This is a genomic window from Kitasatospora sp. NPDC008115, from assembly GCF_042957205.1.
GTDB lineage: Bacteria > Actinomycetota > Actinomycetes > Streptomycetales > Streptomycetaceae > Kitasatospora.
Genome location: NZ_JBIBHU010000030.1, coordinates 50,409 through 65,756, shown reverse-complemented (window position 1 = coordinate 65,756; position 15,348 = coordinate 50,409). Strand labels below are relative to the sequence as shown.

Annotated in this window: 14 protein-coding genes; 7 read left to right on the top strand and 7 right to left on the bottom strand. The window is 74.2% G+C overall.

All coding sequences use genetic code 11. The features are described 5' to 3' along the window. Genes ACFZBX_RS30605 through ACFZBX_RS30595 form a run of 3 tightly spaced genes read right to left on the bottom strand, consistent with a single transcriptional unit; the run spans position 1 to position 2,992 of the window. Positions 1–828: a heme ABC transporter ATP-binding protein gene (locus ACFZBX_RS30605; RefSeq protein ID WP_391537069.1), complete on the bottom strand. Its 828-nt coding sequence runs from the start codon at positions 826–828 to the stop codon at positions 1–3. Beyond that, entirely contained in the window at positions 825–1,886 is a 1,062-nt protein-coding gene (locus tag ACFZBX_RS30600; protein ID WP_391537100.1) for a FecCD family ABC transporter permease, read from the bottom strand. The genes ACFZBX_RS30605 and ACFZBX_RS30600 overlap by 4 nt, the downstream gene beginning before the upstream one ends. A gap of 8 nt (positions 1,887–1,894) precedes the next feature. Beyond that, complete coding sequence (locus ACFZBX_RS30595) at positions 1,895–2,992, bottom strand: hemin ABC transporter substrate-binding protein (protein WP_391537068.1); 1,098 nt, start codon at positions 2,990–2,992, stop codon at positions 1,895–1,897. Between the two features lie 108 nt (positions 2,993–3,100). Between ACFZBX_RS30595 and ACFZBX_RS30590 the strand changes: the two genes are divergently transcribed. Then, complete coding sequence (locus ACFZBX_RS30590) at positions 3,101–4,645, top strand: HtaA domain-containing protein (protein WP_391537067.1); 1,545 nt, start codon at positions 3,101–3,103, stop codon at positions 4,643–4,645. A gap of 42 nt (positions 4,646–4,687) precedes the next feature. Continuing rightward, on the top strand, positions 4,688–6,379 hold the full coding sequence (locus ACFZBX_RS30585; protein ID WP_391537066.1) for an HtaA domain-containing protein: 1,692 nt from the start codon (positions 4,688–4,690) through the stop codon (positions 6,377–6,379). Between the two features lie 114 nt (positions 6,380–6,493). On the opposite strand, the gene ACFZBX_RS30580 is transcribed toward ACFZBX_RS30585, so the two are convergent. Then, a complete protein-coding gene (locus ACFZBX_RS30580; protein ID WP_391537065.1) occupies positions 6,494–6,796 on the bottom strand; it encodes a hypothetical protein in 303 nt (100 codons plus the stop codon). A gap of 61 nt (positions 6,797–6,857) precedes the next feature. Then, entirely contained in the window at positions 6,858–7,166 is a 309-nt protein-coding gene (locus ACFZBX_RS30575; protein ID WP_391537064.1) for a hypothetical protein, read from the bottom strand. 90 nt (positions 7,167–7,256) lie between these two features. Between ACFZBX_RS30575 and ACFZBX_RS30570 the strand changes: the two genes are divergently transcribed. Continuing rightward, positions 7,257–7,829 (top strand): TetR/AcrR family transcriptional regulator, encoded by a 573-nt coding sequence (locus ACFZBX_RS30570; protein WP_391537063.1) that lies wholly within the window; start codon positions 7,257–7,259, stop codon positions 7,827–7,829. A 91-nt stretch (positions 7,830–7,920) separates the two neighbouring features. Here the strand turns inward: ACFZBX_RS30570 and ACFZBX_RS30565 are convergent, their stop codons facing one another. Beyond that, positions 7,921–8,595, bottom strand: coding sequence for a heme oxygenase (biliverdin-producing) (locus tag ACFZBX_RS30565; protein ID WP_391537062.1), 675 nt, complete (start codon positions 8,593–8,595; stop codon positions 7,921–7,923). A gap of 218 nt (positions 8,596–8,813) precedes the next feature. Next, positions 8,814–9,305, bottom strand: coding sequence for an inorganic diphosphatase (locus tag ACFZBX_RS30560; RefSeq protein ID WP_344344657.1), 492 nt, complete (start codon positions 9,303–9,305; stop codon positions 8,814–8,816). A 76-nt stretch (positions 9,306–9,381) separates the two neighbouring features. Here ACFZBX_RS30560 and dacB point away from each other — a divergent pair, with 76 nt between their 5' ends. The 4 genes from dacB (at position 9,382) to hpt (ending at position 15,196) form a co-directional block, all read left to right on the top strand. Further along, positions 9,382–11,070, top strand: coding sequence for a D-alanyl-D-alanine carboxypeptidase/D-alanyl-D-alanine-endopeptidase (gene dacB / locus ACFZBX_RS30555; RefSeq protein WP_391537061.1), 1,689 nt, complete (start codon positions 9,382–9,384; stop codon positions 11,068–11,070). A 922-nt stretch (positions 11,071–11,992) separates the two neighbouring features. Beyond that, positions 11,993–13,174 (top strand): zinc-dependent metalloprotease, encoded by a 1,182-nt coding sequence (locus tag ACFZBX_RS30550; RefSeq protein ID WP_380751660.1) that lies wholly within the window; start codon positions 11,993–11,995, stop codon positions 13,172–13,174. Positions 13,175–13,430: 256 nt separating this feature from the next. Next, entirely contained in the window at positions 13,431–14,570 is a 1,140-nt protein-coding gene (gene tilS, locus ACFZBX_RS30545) for a tRNA lysidine(34) synthetase TilS (protein WP_391537060.1), read from the top strand. Between the two features lie 71 nt (positions 14,571–14,641). Further along, positions 14,642–15,196, top strand: a complete 555-nt coding sequence (gene hpt / locus ACFZBX_RS30540; RefSeq protein WP_350553213.1) for a hypoxanthine phosphoribosyltransferase — start codon at positions 14,642–14,644, stop codon at positions 15,194–15,196. Positions 15,197–15,348 lie beyond the last annotated feature (152 nt).

Genomic DNA, 15,348 nt, shown 5'->3' with positions numbered 1-15,348 from the left:
TCACCCGCGCTCCGGCAGCACCAGCGGCAGGCCCGTGCGCGGGTGCGGCAGCACCTCGACCGGGTGCCCGTACACCTCGCTGAGCAGCGGCGCGCGCAGCACCTCGGCCACCGGACCGTCGGCGACCGTCGCGCCGTCGGTCAGCAGCACCACGCCGTCCGCGTAGGCCGCCGCCAGCGACAGGTCGTGCAGCACGACGACCACCCCGTCCCCGGCGGCGGCCCGGGCGCGGGCCAGCCGCAGCACCAGCTCCTGGTGGCGCAGGTCGAGCGCGGCGGTGGGTTCGTCGAGCAGCAGCAGCGGGGTTCGCTGGGCGAGCACCCGGGCCAGTGCCACCCGGGCCCGTTCGCCGCCGGAGAGCGCGGTGAACGGCCGCCCGGCGAAGGCGGCGGACTCGGTCGCGGCCATCGCCTCGGCGATCACCCGCTCGTCCTCGGCGGCGGCCGCCGTACCGGCCCAGGGGGCGCGGCCCATCCGGACCACCTCGTCGGCCGGGAACGGGAAGGACAGCGCGGCCGCCTGCGGCAGCAGCGCGCGGCGCCGGGCGAGGTCGGCGGGCCGGTAGCCGTCCAGCGGACGGCCGTCCAGCCGGACCTCGCCGGCGGTCGGTGCGAGGTCGCCGGCCAGTACGGAGAGCAGCGTGGACTTGCCGGCGCCGTTCGGCCCGAGCAGGGCGACCACCTCGCCGGCGGCGACCCGGACGTCCGCGCCGGCCAGCAGGTCGCGCCCGCCGACGGTCAGCCGGACGGCCTCGGCGGTGAGCAGCACGGTGCCCGGGGCGGGCCGTCCGGGTACCTCGGGGCGGTTCCGCAGCGTACGGATCCTCATGCCCAGCCTCCCTGCCTGGTCCTGGTGCGGCGCAGCAGCCAGAAGAAGAACGGGCTGCCGATCAGCGCGGTGAGCACGCCGAGCGGCAGTTCGGCCGGTTCGGCCAGGGTGCGCGCGGCGAGGTCGGCGGCGACCAGGACGAGCGCGCCGCCGAGCGCGGAGGCGGGCAGCAGGAAGCGGTGGCCGGGGCCGGCGACCATCCGCAGCAGGTGCGGGACGACCAGGCCGACGAAGCCGATGATGCCGCTGACCGCGACGGCGGCGGCGGTGAGCAGGGCGACCAGGGTGATCAGCACCAGCCGCATCCGCTCGACGTCCACGCCGAGGTGGCGGGCGGGCCGTTCGCCGAGCGCCAGCAGGTCCAGCGAGCGGGCGTAGCGGGGCGCGACGGCGAGGCCGACGAGGGCGAACGGCAGGACGGCGAGCACCTTGCCCCAGGTGGCCTGGGAGAGCGAGCCGAGCTGCCAGAAGGTGACCTGGCTGATCGCGGCGGAGTCGGCGGTGAACAGGAACAGGCCGATCAGCGCGCCGCAGAAGGCGTTCACCGCGACACCGGTGAGGATCAGCGTGACCACCTCGGTGCGCCCGCCGGAGCGGGACATCGCGTAGACCGCGAAGACCGTCAGCAGGCCGGTGGCGAAGGCGGCGGCGGTCACCGTCCAGGTGCCGAGCGCGTCCAGGCCGAGCACGATGCAGCCGACCGCGCCGACCGCGCCGCCGGAGGAGACGCCGATGACGGCCGGTTCGGCGAGCGGGTTGCCGAACACGCCCTGCATCAGCGCGCCCGCGCAGCCGAGCGAGGCGCCGACCAGCAGGGCGAGCACCACCCGGGGGAGGCGGACGTTCCAGAGCACCGACTCGGGGACGCGGCTGAGTTCGTGGCCGCCGAGGCCGAGCCGGTGGCCGAAGGAGGCGAGGATGTCGCCCAGCGGGATGCGGTAGGCGCCGATGCCGGCCGCGAGCAGGGCGAAGAACAGCAGGGCGGCGGCGAGGCCGACGGTGAGCAGGGCGGTGCGGCTGGTGCGTCCGCCGGCCACCGGGACGCGCTTGTCCGTGATGGCGGCGGTCACTTGGCGGCCTTCGGGTAGAGCTGCTCGGCGATCTCGTTGATCACCTGCGGGGTGCGCGGGCCGTAGCTGAGCAGCTGGCCGTCCTCGATGGAGACGACCCGGCGGTCGAGGCCGGCCGGGGTCTGGGCGACGCCAGGCAGCTTGAGCAGGCCGTCGACGCCACCGACGGATTCGAGGCCCTTGCTCATCACCAGGATGGCGTCGGGGGCGGCCTTGACCAGGGCCTCGCTGGTGAGCGGGGTGAAGTCGCCGCTGAGTCCGGCGGCGGTGCCGGCGTCCTCGCCGCCGACCGCCTCGACCAGCGAGCCGGCGCCGGAGGCCGGGCCGCCGAGCAGGTAGACGGAGGCGCTGCCGCGCAGGTAGAGGAAGGCGACCTTGGGGCGGCGCTCGACGGCGGGCAGGGCGGCCTTGGCCTCGGTGATCCGCTGCTCGGTGCGCTCCTTCAACTGCCGTCCGGCGTCGGGGACTCCGAGGGCGGCGGCGACGGTGTCGATGCGCGGGCCGACGTCCTCCAGCCGCTTGGCGTCGTCCAGGACGAGCAGCGGGACGCCGGCCGAGCGGATCTGCGCGATCGCCTCGGCCGGGCCGGTGGAGCGGTCGGCGAGCACGACGGTGGGGTGCAGGGAGAGCACGCCCTCGGCGGAGACGTCGTGGGCCTGGGTGATCACGGGCAGGGCGGTGGCCTGCTCGAAGGTGGTGGAGACGTCCCGGGCGACGACCTTGGGGCCGAGGCCGAGGCTGAAGACGATCTCGGCCAGGCTGCCGTTGAGCGGGATGATCCGCTCGGCGCTGGTGACGGTGGCCGTCCGGCCGTCGGCGGAGGTCGCGGTGGCGGGCAGTTGCGGGGTCGGCGCGTCGGGCAGCGGTTCGACCTTGTCCGGGGCGCGCGAGCCCGTTCCGGTGGCCTCGCCGGTGCTGGTGGTGAAGCCGCAGGCGGTCAGGGCGAGCAGCAGACCGAGGAGGAGCAGCAGGATCGCGGGGCCGCGGGCGGCCCGATGTCGGGTGGTACTGCTGCTCAACGTCGTTCCCTTCGTTGGGAGTTGTCGCCGCCGGTGAGTGGGGTGCGGGGGTGCCCGGCGGGGCTCTTGACTCATATATTAGGTTAGCCTTACCTAAACCTCGCAAGGGGGTCGGTGCTGCGCCGACCCTGCTTTGCGCTGCCTTCCCCTGCTGTTTCCCTGTCGCGCCGAGGAGTGATCCGCGTGCCTCTGCCCCATCGGCTCCGCCGTCTGACCGCCGGCCTGGTGGCCGCCCTGGCGGCCCTGTTGACGGTCGCCCTGCTGCCAGGCCAGGCGGTGGCGGCCGAGGGGCGGGTGTCCGGCGGGCGGCTCGACTGGGGGATCAAGCAGTCCTTCCTGACGTACGTCACCGGGCCCATCGCCCAGGGGAAGTGGTCGCTCAACGGCGGCGCGGCCACGGTCGCCGGCAGCGGCTTCCGGTTCCACTCCGCCACCGGCACGTACGACCCGGCCGGCGGCGCGCTGAGCGCCGCGTTCTCCGGCGGGGTCCGGTTCACCGGGCACCAGGAGAACGGCGCCAACGCGCTGGACCTGAGCATCGGGAAGCTCACCTTCCGGGCCGCCGCCGGCGGCGGGGCCGGGCTGTACGCGGACGTCAGCAGCAAGTCCCGGGAGACCGGGCAGGTCAGCAACGCGAGCCAGGCCAAGCTGGCCGACCTCTCGCTGGCCGGCGTCGACCTGCGCGGCGCGTCCGGGACCCTGACGCTCAGCAACGTCCCGGCGACGCTGACCGACGCGGGTGCCAAGGCGTTCGGCGGGTTCTACACGGCGGGGACGGCGCTCGACCCGGTCAACCTGTCGGTCAACCTGCCCGCCGCGCAGCCGACCCAGACTCCGGCCGCGCCCACGACTCCGGCGGCCTCGCCCTCGCCGAGCGTGACCGCGAGCGCGACCGCGACCGCATCCGCGACGCCGAGCGCGGCGCCGTCGACGACCGCTCCGGCCGCTCCCGAGACTCCGGCCGAAACCCCTGCCCCGACCACCGCGCCGGCCGCCGCCACCGAGTTCGCCAACGGCGCGCTCGACTGGGGCGTGCGCCGGACCTTCCGCGACTACGTCACCGGCGCGATCGCCCAGGGCCGTTGGGAGCCCACCGGCGGCGCGGCGGACGGCGGCGCGTTCTTCCGCTGGACGCCCGCCAAGGGCGGCTACGACCCGGCGAGCGGGGCGCTGAGCGCCGCCTTCACCGGCAGCGTCCGCTTCACCGGCCTGAAGAGCGGCGAGACCTTCGGCCTGGACCTCACCCTGGCCAACCCGGGCGTCACGGTCGCCGACGGCAAGGGCGTGCTGCGCGCCGACGTCTCCGGCCGCACCCCGGACGGCGCCGCGCAGCAGCTCACCGGCGTCGAGCTGGCGACCTTCGACCCGGCCGGCCTCAAGGCCGAGGGCGGGCTGCTCAGGGCCGTCGAACTCCCGCTCACGCTCACCGAGCCGGGCGGCAAGGCCTTCGGCGGCCTGTACCCCGCGGGCACCGAGATGGACCCGCTGAGCTTCGCCGTCGCCCTCGACCCGGCCGCCGCCCTCCCGCCGCTGCCGGACATCGGCAGCGCCCCGCCGGTCGCCCCGACGACCGCTCCGGCGAGCCCGTCCGCCGCACCGGTCGCCGCCGCCACCGACTCCGGGGGCTCGGACGGCTTCCCGACGGCGGCCGTGGTGATCGGTGGCCTGCTCGCCGCCGCACTGGCCGTGGCCGGTGGCCTGGTCCTCCGCCGCCGCCGTCGCGCCTGACCTCTCCTCCCTCCCCCCACGCTCATCGATCGGAGTTCCCCCATGTCCCGCAACCGCACCCGGCTGGCCGCCCTGGCCGCCGTCACCGCCGGCCTCGGCCTGACCGCCGTCGGCGCCCCGGCCCTGGCCTTCGGCGCCGGCGCGCCGAGCAGCGTCACGTACGACACCGGCGCGCTGGACTGGGGCGTGAAGGCCAGCTTCCGCAACTACATCGAGAGCCCGGCCTCCCAGGGCGGTGCGATCGAGCTGACCGGCGGTGCGACCCGCAACGCCGACGGCACCTTCCACTTCGGCCTGGCGAGCGCCAAGTACGACCTCACCACCCACGTGCTCAGTTCCTCCTTCACCGGCGGCGTTCACTTCACGGCCCACCACGGGGCGCTGGACGTGGCGCTGAGCGATCTGAAGATCACCACGGCGGGGACGGCTGGCACGCTCACCGCTGACACGGCGTCCAAGGAGTCGATGAGCGCGGCCGAGGTCACCAAGCGGGACGACGTGCCGCTGGTGACGTTCACCGTGGGCCGGGACACCACGACGGGCGTGCCGACGGCGGCGAAGCTGACGGAGGAGGGTGCCAAGGCGTTCGCGGGGTTCTACCAGGCGGGTGCGGACATGGACCCGCTGGCGCTGCTGCTCAAGCAGAGCCCGTCCACCCCGTCCCCGACGGCGACCCCCACCACCACTCCGACCGCGACTCCCACCACCACCCCGACGGCGACGGCGACGGCGACCGCGACTCCGACCACCGAGCCGACCGCCACGGCCACGGCCTCGCCGTCCGCCACCGTGACCGCCTCGCCCACGGCCACCGCCACGCCGTCCGCCACCTCTTCGCCCACCTCTTCGCCGACGGCCACTTCCTCGCCGTCCGCCACGCAGTCCCCGTCGGCCACCTCCTCGCCGTCCGTGACCTCGTCCCCGTCCACCACCGCGCCGGTCGGCAACGGTGAACTCGCCGTCGTCAACGGCACCCTGGACTGGCAGGTCAAGGAGAGCTTCCGCAAGTACCTGCAGAGCCCGGTGGCCAACGGCAAGGTCGAGTTCGGCGGCGGCGCGGCCGACTACCGCTTCGGCGGCGCGAACGGCGGCTACAACACCAAGAGCCACACCCTGTCGGCGGGCTTCGCCGGCTCGGTGCGCTTCCTCGGCCACCCGGCCGCGGGCGGCTACCAGCTGGACACCACCTTCTCCAAGCTGGGCCTGAGCATCGACAAGAACGGCGCCTTCCTGACGGCCGACGTCAACGCCAAGTCCCTGGACGGCAAGACGACCTCGCTGTCCGGCGCGCGGATCGCCAAGCTGGACGTGTCGAAGGCCAACCTCACCCCGGTGAACGGTGTGGTCACGCTGAACGCCGTCCCGGCCACGCTGACGGCCGAGGGCGTCCCGGCCTTCGCGAACTACAAGGAGGGCGAGGCCCTCGACCCGGTCACCGTCTCGCTGGCGTTCGACAAGAACGCCCAGCTGCCCACCACCCAGCCGAACACCGGCGGCGGCGCAGCGGGCGGCACCACGACGGGTACCACCGGCACCACCGGTTCGGCCAACGGCGGCAGCACGGTCACGACCGGCGGCGCCTCCCTGACCACCACCGGCACCGACACCGGCGTCCTGGCCTCCACCGGTTCCTCCACCCCGGTCGCCCCGCTCCTGGCCACCGCCGGCGGCCTGCTGCTCCTTGGCGGCGGCGCCACCGCCCTGGCCCGCCACCGCAAGTCCACCAACGCCTGATCAGGGGGGCGATGGAGTGGGAAGTCGGCGGGACCGACTTCCCACTCCGAGCAGTTTCCGGTGGCCCTCGCTCGACGAGCGAGGGCCACCGAGGGTTGTAGCGCAGGGAGTCGGTCAGGCCGACTTCCTGCGCGCGTTCCGCGGTCGCCGGGTGAGGCCGAAGAGTGCGCCGGTCGGATCGCCCAGGACCACGCCTCCGTCGGACTCCCGTCGAACGTCGGTTGCGCCGGCGTCCTCGGCGGGCCCCGGCGCGGCGACGAGACGTCCGCGCAGCGTGCAGAGCCGGTACCCGCCGGGGCTCGGTGGGGCGACGGCCCGGCCGAAGAGCGCCGTGTAGAACGCCGTCGCCGTCTCCATGTCGGGGGTGCCGAGGTCGATCCAGCACACGCTGCTCTCCGGGTGCCGTGTGATGTTCATCGGGATGACCCTCCCGCTGGGGCCGCCTCGCCCCGGCGGCGGGGCGAGGCGGCCTGCGGTGTCAGGCGTAGTAGGGCGAACTCATGTCGAGGCTGGCGTCCTTGACGATGTCGCCGTCGAACAGCCGGGTCGTTGCCGGGGCCCCGGCCCGGCGGGCTTCCTCGGCGAAGGGGCCCTGGGCGAAGGCCAGGGCGTTCTCCGCGCTGTCGAACTCGTAGAAGCCGCCGATGGTGTGCGTTCCGATGCCGGACAGCCACGTCTTGCGAATCAGGCCCGGTGCCGCCTTCAGCGCCGCGTTGATCGGGCTCCAGTCGAACTGTTCGAACGGTACTGCCGCCTGGATCTCGGTGTAGAGAAACGTTTTGCCCATCGCGAACCTCCGGTTTGCCGGCCACTAGTACGCGCGTACTAGTGGAATGGAGCATGGAGTAGGATGCCCGTACTAGTCAAGGAGTTCGCGATGGCCGCAGACACGAAGTCCCGCATGATCAGTGCCGCGATCGGACTGCTTCAGCGCCACGGCCTGGCGGCGATGTCCTTCACCGGCGTCCTGAGTGAGAGCGGTGCCGCGCGCGGGGCGATCTATCACCATTTCCCGGGCGGCAAGCAGCAACTCGTGCTCGAAGCCGCCCGCCGCAACGCGGAGGACGTCCGCGGTCACCTGCGCGCACTGTCGGCGGACACGCCGCGCGGAGTCGTGAAGGCGTTCCTGGAAGGCGTCCGCCCTGTCCTCCAGGCGTCGGCCGGGGGTGCGGGCTGCGCGATCGCGGCGATCACCGTCGACGGTGGTGCGGCCATCGCCGACCAGGGCGGCCTGTGCGCGGTCGCGGACGAAGCGTTCGCCGGGTGGGTCGGTGAGCTCGCCGAGAAGCTCACCCGGGCCGGAATGGACTCAGCCCAGGCCGCCGGTCTGGCCACGCTCATGATCACGACCCTTGAGGGCGCCCACGTCCTGTGTCGCGCCGCGGGCAGCATCGCTCCGTTCGACAAGGCTGCTGCGGCCCTGCTCTCCACCCTCCCGAGTCCGCGGTGAGGGAGCGTCGGGGTCTGCCGCCGGAGCTTGGACGCTTGAACGTGGAGCAGGAAGTCGGCCCGGCCGACTTCCTGCTCCACGGCCGCGGCGCTCAGGCACTCAGCGGGTACCGGGTGTCCAGGTCGCGGAAGACCGCGCCGTTCAGCTGGAAGGCGCGCTTGCACTCCTCGACCACCCGGCGGCGCTCGACCTCGTCCATGGCCAGCCCGGCGGCGTCCAGCTTGGCCCGGTAGTCGCGCTTGAATGCGGCCGGGTTGTCCACCTGCTCGAAGACGTAGAACCGCACGCCGTCGCCCTTGCGCTCGAAGCCCCAGGTCTTCTCGGCGATGCCCCGGATGATCTGACCACCCGACAGGTCGCCCAGGTAGCGGGTGTAGTGGTGGGCGATGACGCCCGCCGGCCACTGGTCCGCGAGCTCCTCCAGGCGGGTGACGTACGCCTCGGTGGCCGGCAGCGGGGCGAGGCCCTCGCGCCAGTCCGGGCCGCGCAGGTGGGCCAGGTCGCGCTCGATGGCCTCGGTCCGCATCAGCGCCGGGTCGATGAAGGGGCCGGCGACCGGGTGCCGCGCCAGCTCCTCCGCCCGGCCCTCCAGCGCGCGGTAGACGTACCAGAGCTGGGCGGTGAGGTCGGCGTACGCCTCCACGCCGAGGTGCCCGCCGAGCAGGCGGCTCATGAAGGACGACTGCTCGGCCGCCTCGTGCTCGGCGCTGCTGGCGGTGCGCAGCACGGTGGAGAACGGGACGACGGGCTGCTCGGATATGGGCATGCGGGCCTCCAGAGATCGAGAACACCCCCGATTGCTTTGGTTAGCCTAACCTAAGCTCCCGTCATGCCGACAAGGTGTCGGGAAGAATTTCGCGCCCCGGGAACGGCGAAGGCCGGGGCCCGCGGAAAACTCCGCGAACCCCGGCCTCCGACTGCCCCGACCTACCTCGAAGCGCCCCGGCGGACGGACCGCCGGACCGCCGAGACGGTCACGACGGCTCAGTGACCGCCCTGCTCCGCCAGGCGCTTGATCGACGCGGTGACCTCGGCCTCGGCCTCGGTGCGGCCGACCCAGTTGGCACCCTCGACCGACTTGCCGGGCTCCAGGTCCTTGTAGACCTCGAAGAAGTGCTGGATCTCCAGGCGGTCGAACTCCGAGACGTGGTGGATGTCCTGGAGGTGCTCCCAGCGCGGGTCGGTCGCCGGGACGCAGAGCAGCTTGTCGTCGCCGCCGGCCTCGTCCGTCATCTTGAACATGCCGATGACGCGGCACTTGATCAGGCAACCGGGGAAGGTCGGCTCGTCCAGGATGACCAGGGCGTCCAGCGGGTCACCGTCGTCCGCCAGGGTGCCCTCGACGTAGCCGTAGTCGGCCGGGTAGCGGGTCGAGGTGAAGAGCATCCGGTCGAGCCGCAGACGGCCGGTCTCGTGGTCGACCTCGTACTTGTTACGAGAGCCCTTCGGGATTTCGATAAGGACGTCGAACTCCAACGGTTCCTCCAAGGTAGGGACTGACAGAATCCAAGTGTCTCCTACGGGAGTGAGTGCTCAGGAAAGGGGCCGGTCGGTGGGAGCAGGGGCTGGGTCGGGGAACCGGCGCGGGGGGACGGCCGCGGGTCTGTTCGGGGCGGCGCTGCTGGTCGCCGGAACCGTGCTCGGCGCGGGTGGTGCGTACGCGCAGCCGTCCCCGACGCCGACCGGATCGGCCTCGCCGGGCGGCCGGCCGAGCGGGAACGCCCAGGGGGACGAGGACGAGGGCAACGGCCGCCGGGACGGCGACAGGGGCGGCAAGGGGGACCGGGGGGACCACGACGGCCACCGGCCGGGTGGCCGGGGCGGCGAGTCGCCCAGCCCGTCCGCGAGCGCGACCGGAACCCCCGGCACGGCGCGCCCCGCAGGCCCCGCCGGCCCCGCCGGCCCCGCCGGCACCACCGCGCCGCCGCCCGCGGCCAAGCCCACCGGGGCCGTGCGCCCGGCCCCCGTCGGGACGGTGCTGGCCGCCGCCGGGGCCGGACCGGACACCGGACTGCCCACCGCCCAGGGCCTCCAGCAGGCGCTCGCCACCGTGCTCGCCGACCGGAACCTCGGCACCGTCGGGCTCGCCGTCGCCGACACCGCCAACGGCGAACTCCTCTACGGGAGCGGCGAGAACACCGCCGCCACCCCGGCGTCCACCACCAAGCTGGCCACCTCGGTCGCGGCGCTGTCGCTGATCCCCGGCGACGCCCGGCTGACCACCCGGGCCGTCAAGAACGCGGCCACCGGCGGAATCACTCTCGTGGGTGGTGGCGACCCGACGCTGACGGCGCTCCCCGCCGACCAGGTGCAGATCGGCGGCGTCCCCGCCGACGCGGACACCGCCCCCGCCTCGCTGGAGGCCCTGGCCCGGCAGACCGCCACCGCGCTGAAGGCCGAGGGCGCCACCACCGTCGTGCTCGACTACGACGTCTCCCTCTACAGCGGCGGGCTGCTGCACAAGAACCACGACAACGAGAACATCGCCGCGGTGACGCCGCTGATGGTGGACGAGGGCAAGGTCGACCCGAAGAGCCGCGAGGACGCGCCCGCCCGCGCCGGCGACCCGGCCGGGGCGGCCGCCGAGGCCTTCGCCAACCTGCTGAAGGCCCAGGGCATCACCGTCCAGGGCAAGGCGAAGCAGGCCGCCGCCCCGGCCGCCGCCGACGCGCCGGTGCTGGGCCGGGTCGACTCGCCCACCGTGGCCCGGCTGGTCGAGCGGCTGCTGACCACCTCCGACAACACCCTCTCCGAGGCGATGGCCCGGCAGGCCGCGCTCGCCGCCCACCAGCCGGCCAGCTTCGAGGGTGCCGCCACCGCCGTCACCCAGGAACTCGCGCGGCTCGGCGTGCCGATGACCGGCGTGGTGCTCAACGACGGCAGCGGCCTGCACCCCGGCAACGCGATCCCGCCGGTCACCCTGGTCAAGCTGCTCGCGCTGGCCGCCTCCGCGGAGCACCCGACGCTGCGGCCGGTGCTGACCGGCCTGCCGATCGCCGGCTTCACCGGCACCCTCGGCAAGCGCTTCGGCTCCACCTCGGGCGCCGCCGACGCGGCAGGCCTGGTCCGCGCCAAGACCGGCAGCCTGAGCGGCGTCAACACCCTGGCCGGCACCGTCGTGGACGCCGACGGCCGTCTGCTCTCCTTCGCCCTGATGACCCGTACCACCGCCCCCGCCGACACCGCCCGCACGGCCATGGACCGCGTCGTGGCCCGCCTCGCCGCCTGCGGCTGCCACTAGAGCACCCGGACTGGAGAACCCGGACCCGCCTCCCCTCCGCCGGCCCGCGCCCGCCCCGGCGCGGTGGCCGGGGGCGAGGGCCGAGCCCCGCCCCCAGCCTTCGGCCGAGGCCGCCCGATCCGCCAGGCGGACAGCGGGAGACCGCCGACGCCCGCTTCCGCCGTTGGTCGGCCGGCCGGCCTCGGGCGGGCGTGCGCGTTGCGTGTTCGGTGCGGTGCCTTCGGGAGGGGCCCGTGGACGGCTTGGTCCGGGCGTGGCTGTCATCCGGGCCGGAGGTGTGGCGTGGTGTGGGGCTGGGCCGATCCGGGGTTGGGCGTGGGTGTCGTGCTGTAGGGCGAGGTCGGTGTGGTGCCTCCGGGCGGGACCTTTCGGTGGCCTGGTCCGGGTGCGGTCGTTCTCCGGTGCGGGGGCGGGTCGCAGGGAGTGGCCCGGTGTGGGGCTGGGGCCGGGTGGTCCGGGGCGGGTGTGGAGTGAGCCCGGCGCGGAGCGTCCGGGCGGGGCCCCTTGACGGCTGCGTCCGGGTGCGGTCGTCATCCCGGGGCCGGGCCGGGCCGGGCCGGGGCGGGCCGGAGACGGGGACGCGGTGGGCGCCCGGTGGACCGAATCCGGCGTGGGTTCCGGGTGTGGTGGGGGCGGGGTGTCTTCGGACGGGCCTTCCGGCGAGCGGTTGGTGGCCTGGTGAACGTGGGGTCCTCGGGGCGGGCCTTCGGCCGGTGCGCGTCGGTGGGCGGACCGGCGGGGGCCGGGTGGGCCGGGGTGCTTTGGGGCGGAGTGTCCCGGGTACGGGCCGGGTCCGGCGCGGGCGTCGCGTGCCGACGTCGGGGCGAGTCCGTCGGGGGTGCGCCCGGGTGTGCCCGGACGGGTGGTCATTGGGGGGCCGTTCCGGCTCCCCCAGGGAGGCGGGAGCACGTACGGTGAGGGCATGACGAGCGCGAGCGGCGGTGCTGACATGGTCGACTGGAATCTCGCGGTCGCAACCGCGACCAGGTTGGTGCGGCCGGGGCCGGAGGTGAGCCGGGCCGAGGCGGCCGCGGTGGTCGCCGAGTTGCGCCGGCACGCACTGGCGGCCGAGGAGCACGTCCGGGAGTTCACCGGCATGCGTTCCAGCAGCCTGGCCGAGGCGGCCGCGACCCCGGTGCTGATCGTGGACCGGCCCGGCTGGGTGCGGGCCAATGTGGCGGGCTTCCGGACCATCGTGCAGCCGCTGGTGGAGAAGCTCCAGGCGCGCCGCACGAACGGGTCGGCCGCCGCGGTGTTCGGCACGGTGGGGGAGAAGGCGACCGGCATCGAGGTCGGCGCGCTGCTGGCGTTCCTGGCCACCAAGGTGCTTGGCCAGTACGAGACCTTCGCGCCGGCCGAGCCCTCGCTGGAGGCGCCGGACAGCCCGGCCGCGCTGTTCGACAAGCCGCGCCTGGGCCCCGAGGGCCCCGGCCCCGGGCGGCTGCTGCTGGTGGCGCCGAACATCGTGCACGTGGAGCGGGAGCTGGACGTCGACCCGGTCGACTTCCGGCTCTGGGTCTGTCTGCACGAGGAGACCCACCGCACCCAGTTCACCGCGGTGCCCTGGCTGCGCGACCACATCCAGTCCGAGGTGCAGTCCTTCCTGGCCGAGACGGACGTCGACCCGGGCGCGCTGCTGGAGCGGCTGCGGGACGCGGCCGGTTCGCTGGGCGCGGGGCTGCCGGGCCTGGGCGGCGGCCGGGCCGACAACGCCTCCTCGGCCGGGCTGCTGGAGATCGTCCAGTCGCCCGCCCAGCGGGAGATCCTCGGCCGGCTGACCGCCGTGATGTCCCTGCTGGAGGGTCACGCGGACGTGGTGATGGACGGCGTGGGCCCGGCGGTGGTGCCGAGCGTCGCCGAGATCCGCGAGAAGTTCCAGCAGCGCCGGGACCGCGGCGCCAACCGGCTGGACCTGGTGCTGCGCCGGCTGCTCGGGATGGACGCCAAGCTCCGCCAGTACCAGGACGGCGCGGTGTTCGTCCGGGGCGTGGTCGAGCAGGTCGGCATGGAGGGCTTCAACCGGGTCTGGACCTCGCCGAACACGCTGCCGACCAAGGAGGAGATCCACGACCCGGCCGCCTGGGTGGCCCGCGTCGCGCGCTGAACCGGCGTCCGCCGACGGGAGGGGCACGGTTCAAACCCGTTCGTACGGGTGGTCCAGCCGTGCACATGGCGGGTGAAGATACGTTTCTTCATTCACCCGAACGTGGGACGGTGGTCGTACCGGTGGCGCGGGTGGCGTAGCGGGTGCCTCCTTTCTGCCACCATCTGTGAGCGCCCGGTAACAGGGTGCTCACAGATGCGCGGTCCCCCGCCGCGCCCACCGTCGTCCTGTCCCCCTCCGTCGAGGAGTCGTCGCCGTGGGCCCTCACCCCGCCGTCGCCGCGATACGCCTGGCCGTTCGCCGCACCCTCACCGACCTCGCCGCCGAGGCCGGTTCCACCTTCACCGCGCCCGTCCGGGAGCCGCGCGAGCGCACCGGCGGTGCGCCGCTGGCCGCCGCCGCGCTGCCCGCCGCCGTCGGCACCACGCTGATCGGCAACGCCCACCGCCACCCGTCCGGGCTGCCCCGCACCCCCGCCGCACCCGGCTCGCCGCTGGTCCTGGTCGCCGTCAGCGGCGGCGCGGACTCCATGGCGCTCGCCATCGCGGCCGCCTTCGAGGCCCCCAAGATCGGCCTGCGGGTCGGCGCCGTCACCGTCGACCACGGCCTCCAGCCGGGTTCCGCCGATCGCGCCGCGCAGGTCGCCGGACGGCTCGGCGAGCTGGGCCTGGACCCGGTCGAGGCGGTCGCCGTGCGGGTCGGCCGCGAGGGCGGGCCCGAGGCCGCCGCCCGGGACGCCCGCTACGCCGCGCTGGACGAGGCCGCCGAGCGGCACGGCGCGGTCGCCGTCCTGCTCGGGCACACCCGCGACGACCAGGCCGAGACCGTCCTGCTGGGCCTGGCCCGCGGCTCGGGCTCCCGCTCGCTGGCCGGCATGCCGGCCCAGAAGGGCCGCTACCGCCGCCCGCTGCTGGAGCTGGACCGGGCCGCCACCCGGCAGGCCTGCTCCGCCCAGGCGATCCCGGTCTGGGACGACCCGCACAACTGCGACCCGGCCTACACCCGTTCGCGGGTCCGCCACGAGGTGCTGCCGGTGCTGGAGAAGCACCTGGGCGGCGGCGTGGTCGAGGCGCTCGCCCGCACCGCCCGGCTCTTCCGCGACGATGCCGACGCGCTCGACCAGTGGGCCGCGCTGGCCGAGCGCGACATCCGTACGGGGGAAGGCGCCCTGGACGCCGACAAGCTGGCCGAACTGCCCCCCGCCGTGCGCCGCCGGGTGCTGCGCCGGGCCGCGCTTCGGGCGGGCTGTCCGGCCGGGGACCTGTTCGCCCGGCACCTCGAAACGATCGACCTGCTGGTGACCGGATGGCGCGGACAGGGGCCGCTGCACCTACCCGGGGGCGTCGAAGCGACCCGGCGGTGTGGCACGCTGGTCTTTCGGCGACAGGGCGACTGACGGGCGGGCATGCCCGGGGGGAGCCGGCCGCCGGCCATCCAGACCCCGACACGTTTGAGGACGTATCCCCGGTGGACCAGAACGACATGGGCGCTGACCTCGCGAAGGTGCTCATCAGCAAGGACGAGATCGACGCCAAGCTCCTGGAGCTGGCCGAGCGCATCGACCGGGACTACGCAGGCAAGGACCTGCTGATCGTCGGCGTCCTCAAGGGGGCCGTGATGGTCATGGCGGACCTTGCCCGCACCCTGCACTCGCAGGTGACCATGGACTGGATGGCCGTCTCCTCCTACGGGATGGGCACCAAGTCCTCCGGTGTGGTGCGGATCCTGAAGGACCTCGACACCGACATCGCCGGCCGTGACGTCCTGATCGTCGAGGACATCATCGACTCCGGCCTGACCCTGTCCTGGCTGCTCGGCAACCTGAGCTCGCGCGGCCCGGCCTCGCTGGAGGTCTGCGCCCTGCTGCGCAAGCCGGACGCGGCCAAGGTCGAGATCGACGTCAAGTACGTGGGCTTCGACATCCCCAACGAGTTCGTCGTCGGCTACGGCCTCGACTACGCGGAGAAGCTGCGCAACCTGCCGTTCATCGGCACCCTCGCCCCGCACGTCTACGGCGGCTGAGACCCGTTCGGACGACGGACGGGAACAGGAGCCTGTTCCCGCCCGTTGGATCCGGGGGACCATAGAAGAACGTCGTATCGCCGTGCTCCCGCCACGTGGGGGCAGCACTGCGGTACGGTCCAATAAACCGCTCTTCACATGAGCAGTGACCG

What these genes read in the sequence shown, in the direction of transcription:
- ACFZBX_RS30605 (WP_391537069.1), bottom strand. Translation starts at nt 828, where the DNA reads ATGAGGATCCGTACGCTGCGGAACCGCCCCGAGGTACCCGGACGGCCC.
- ACFZBX_RS30595 (WP_391537068.1), bottom strand. Translation starts at nt 2,992, where the DNA reads ATGAGTCAAGAGCCCCGCCGGGCACCCCCGCACCCCACTCACCGGCGG.
- ACFZBX_RS30585 (WP_391537066.1), top strand. Translation starts at nt 4,688, where the DNA reads ATGTCCCGCAACCGCACCCGGCTGGCCGCCCTGGCCGCCGTCACCGCC.
- ACFZBX_RS30580 (WP_391537065.1), bottom strand. Translation starts at nt 6,796, where the DNA reads ATGAACATCACACGGCACCCGGAGAGCAGCGTGTGCTGGATCGACCTC.
- ACFZBX_RS30575 (WP_391537064.1), bottom strand. Translation starts at nt 7,166, where the DNA reads ATGGGCAAAACGTTTCTCTACACCGAGATCCAGGCGGCAGTACCGTTC.
- ACFZBX_RS30570 (WP_391537063.1), top strand. Translation starts at nt 7,257, where the DNA reads ATGGCCGCAGACACGAAGTCCCGCATGATCAGTGCCGCGATCGGACTG.
- ACFZBX_RS30565 (WP_391537062.1), bottom strand. Translation starts at nt 8,595, where the DNA reads ATGCCCATATCCGAGCAGCCCGTCGTCCCGTTCTCCACCGTGCTGCGC.
- ACFZBX_RS30550 (WP_380751660.1), top strand. Translation starts at nt 11,993, where the DNA reads ATGACGAGCGCGAGCGGCGGTGCTGACATGGTCGACTGGAATCTCGCG.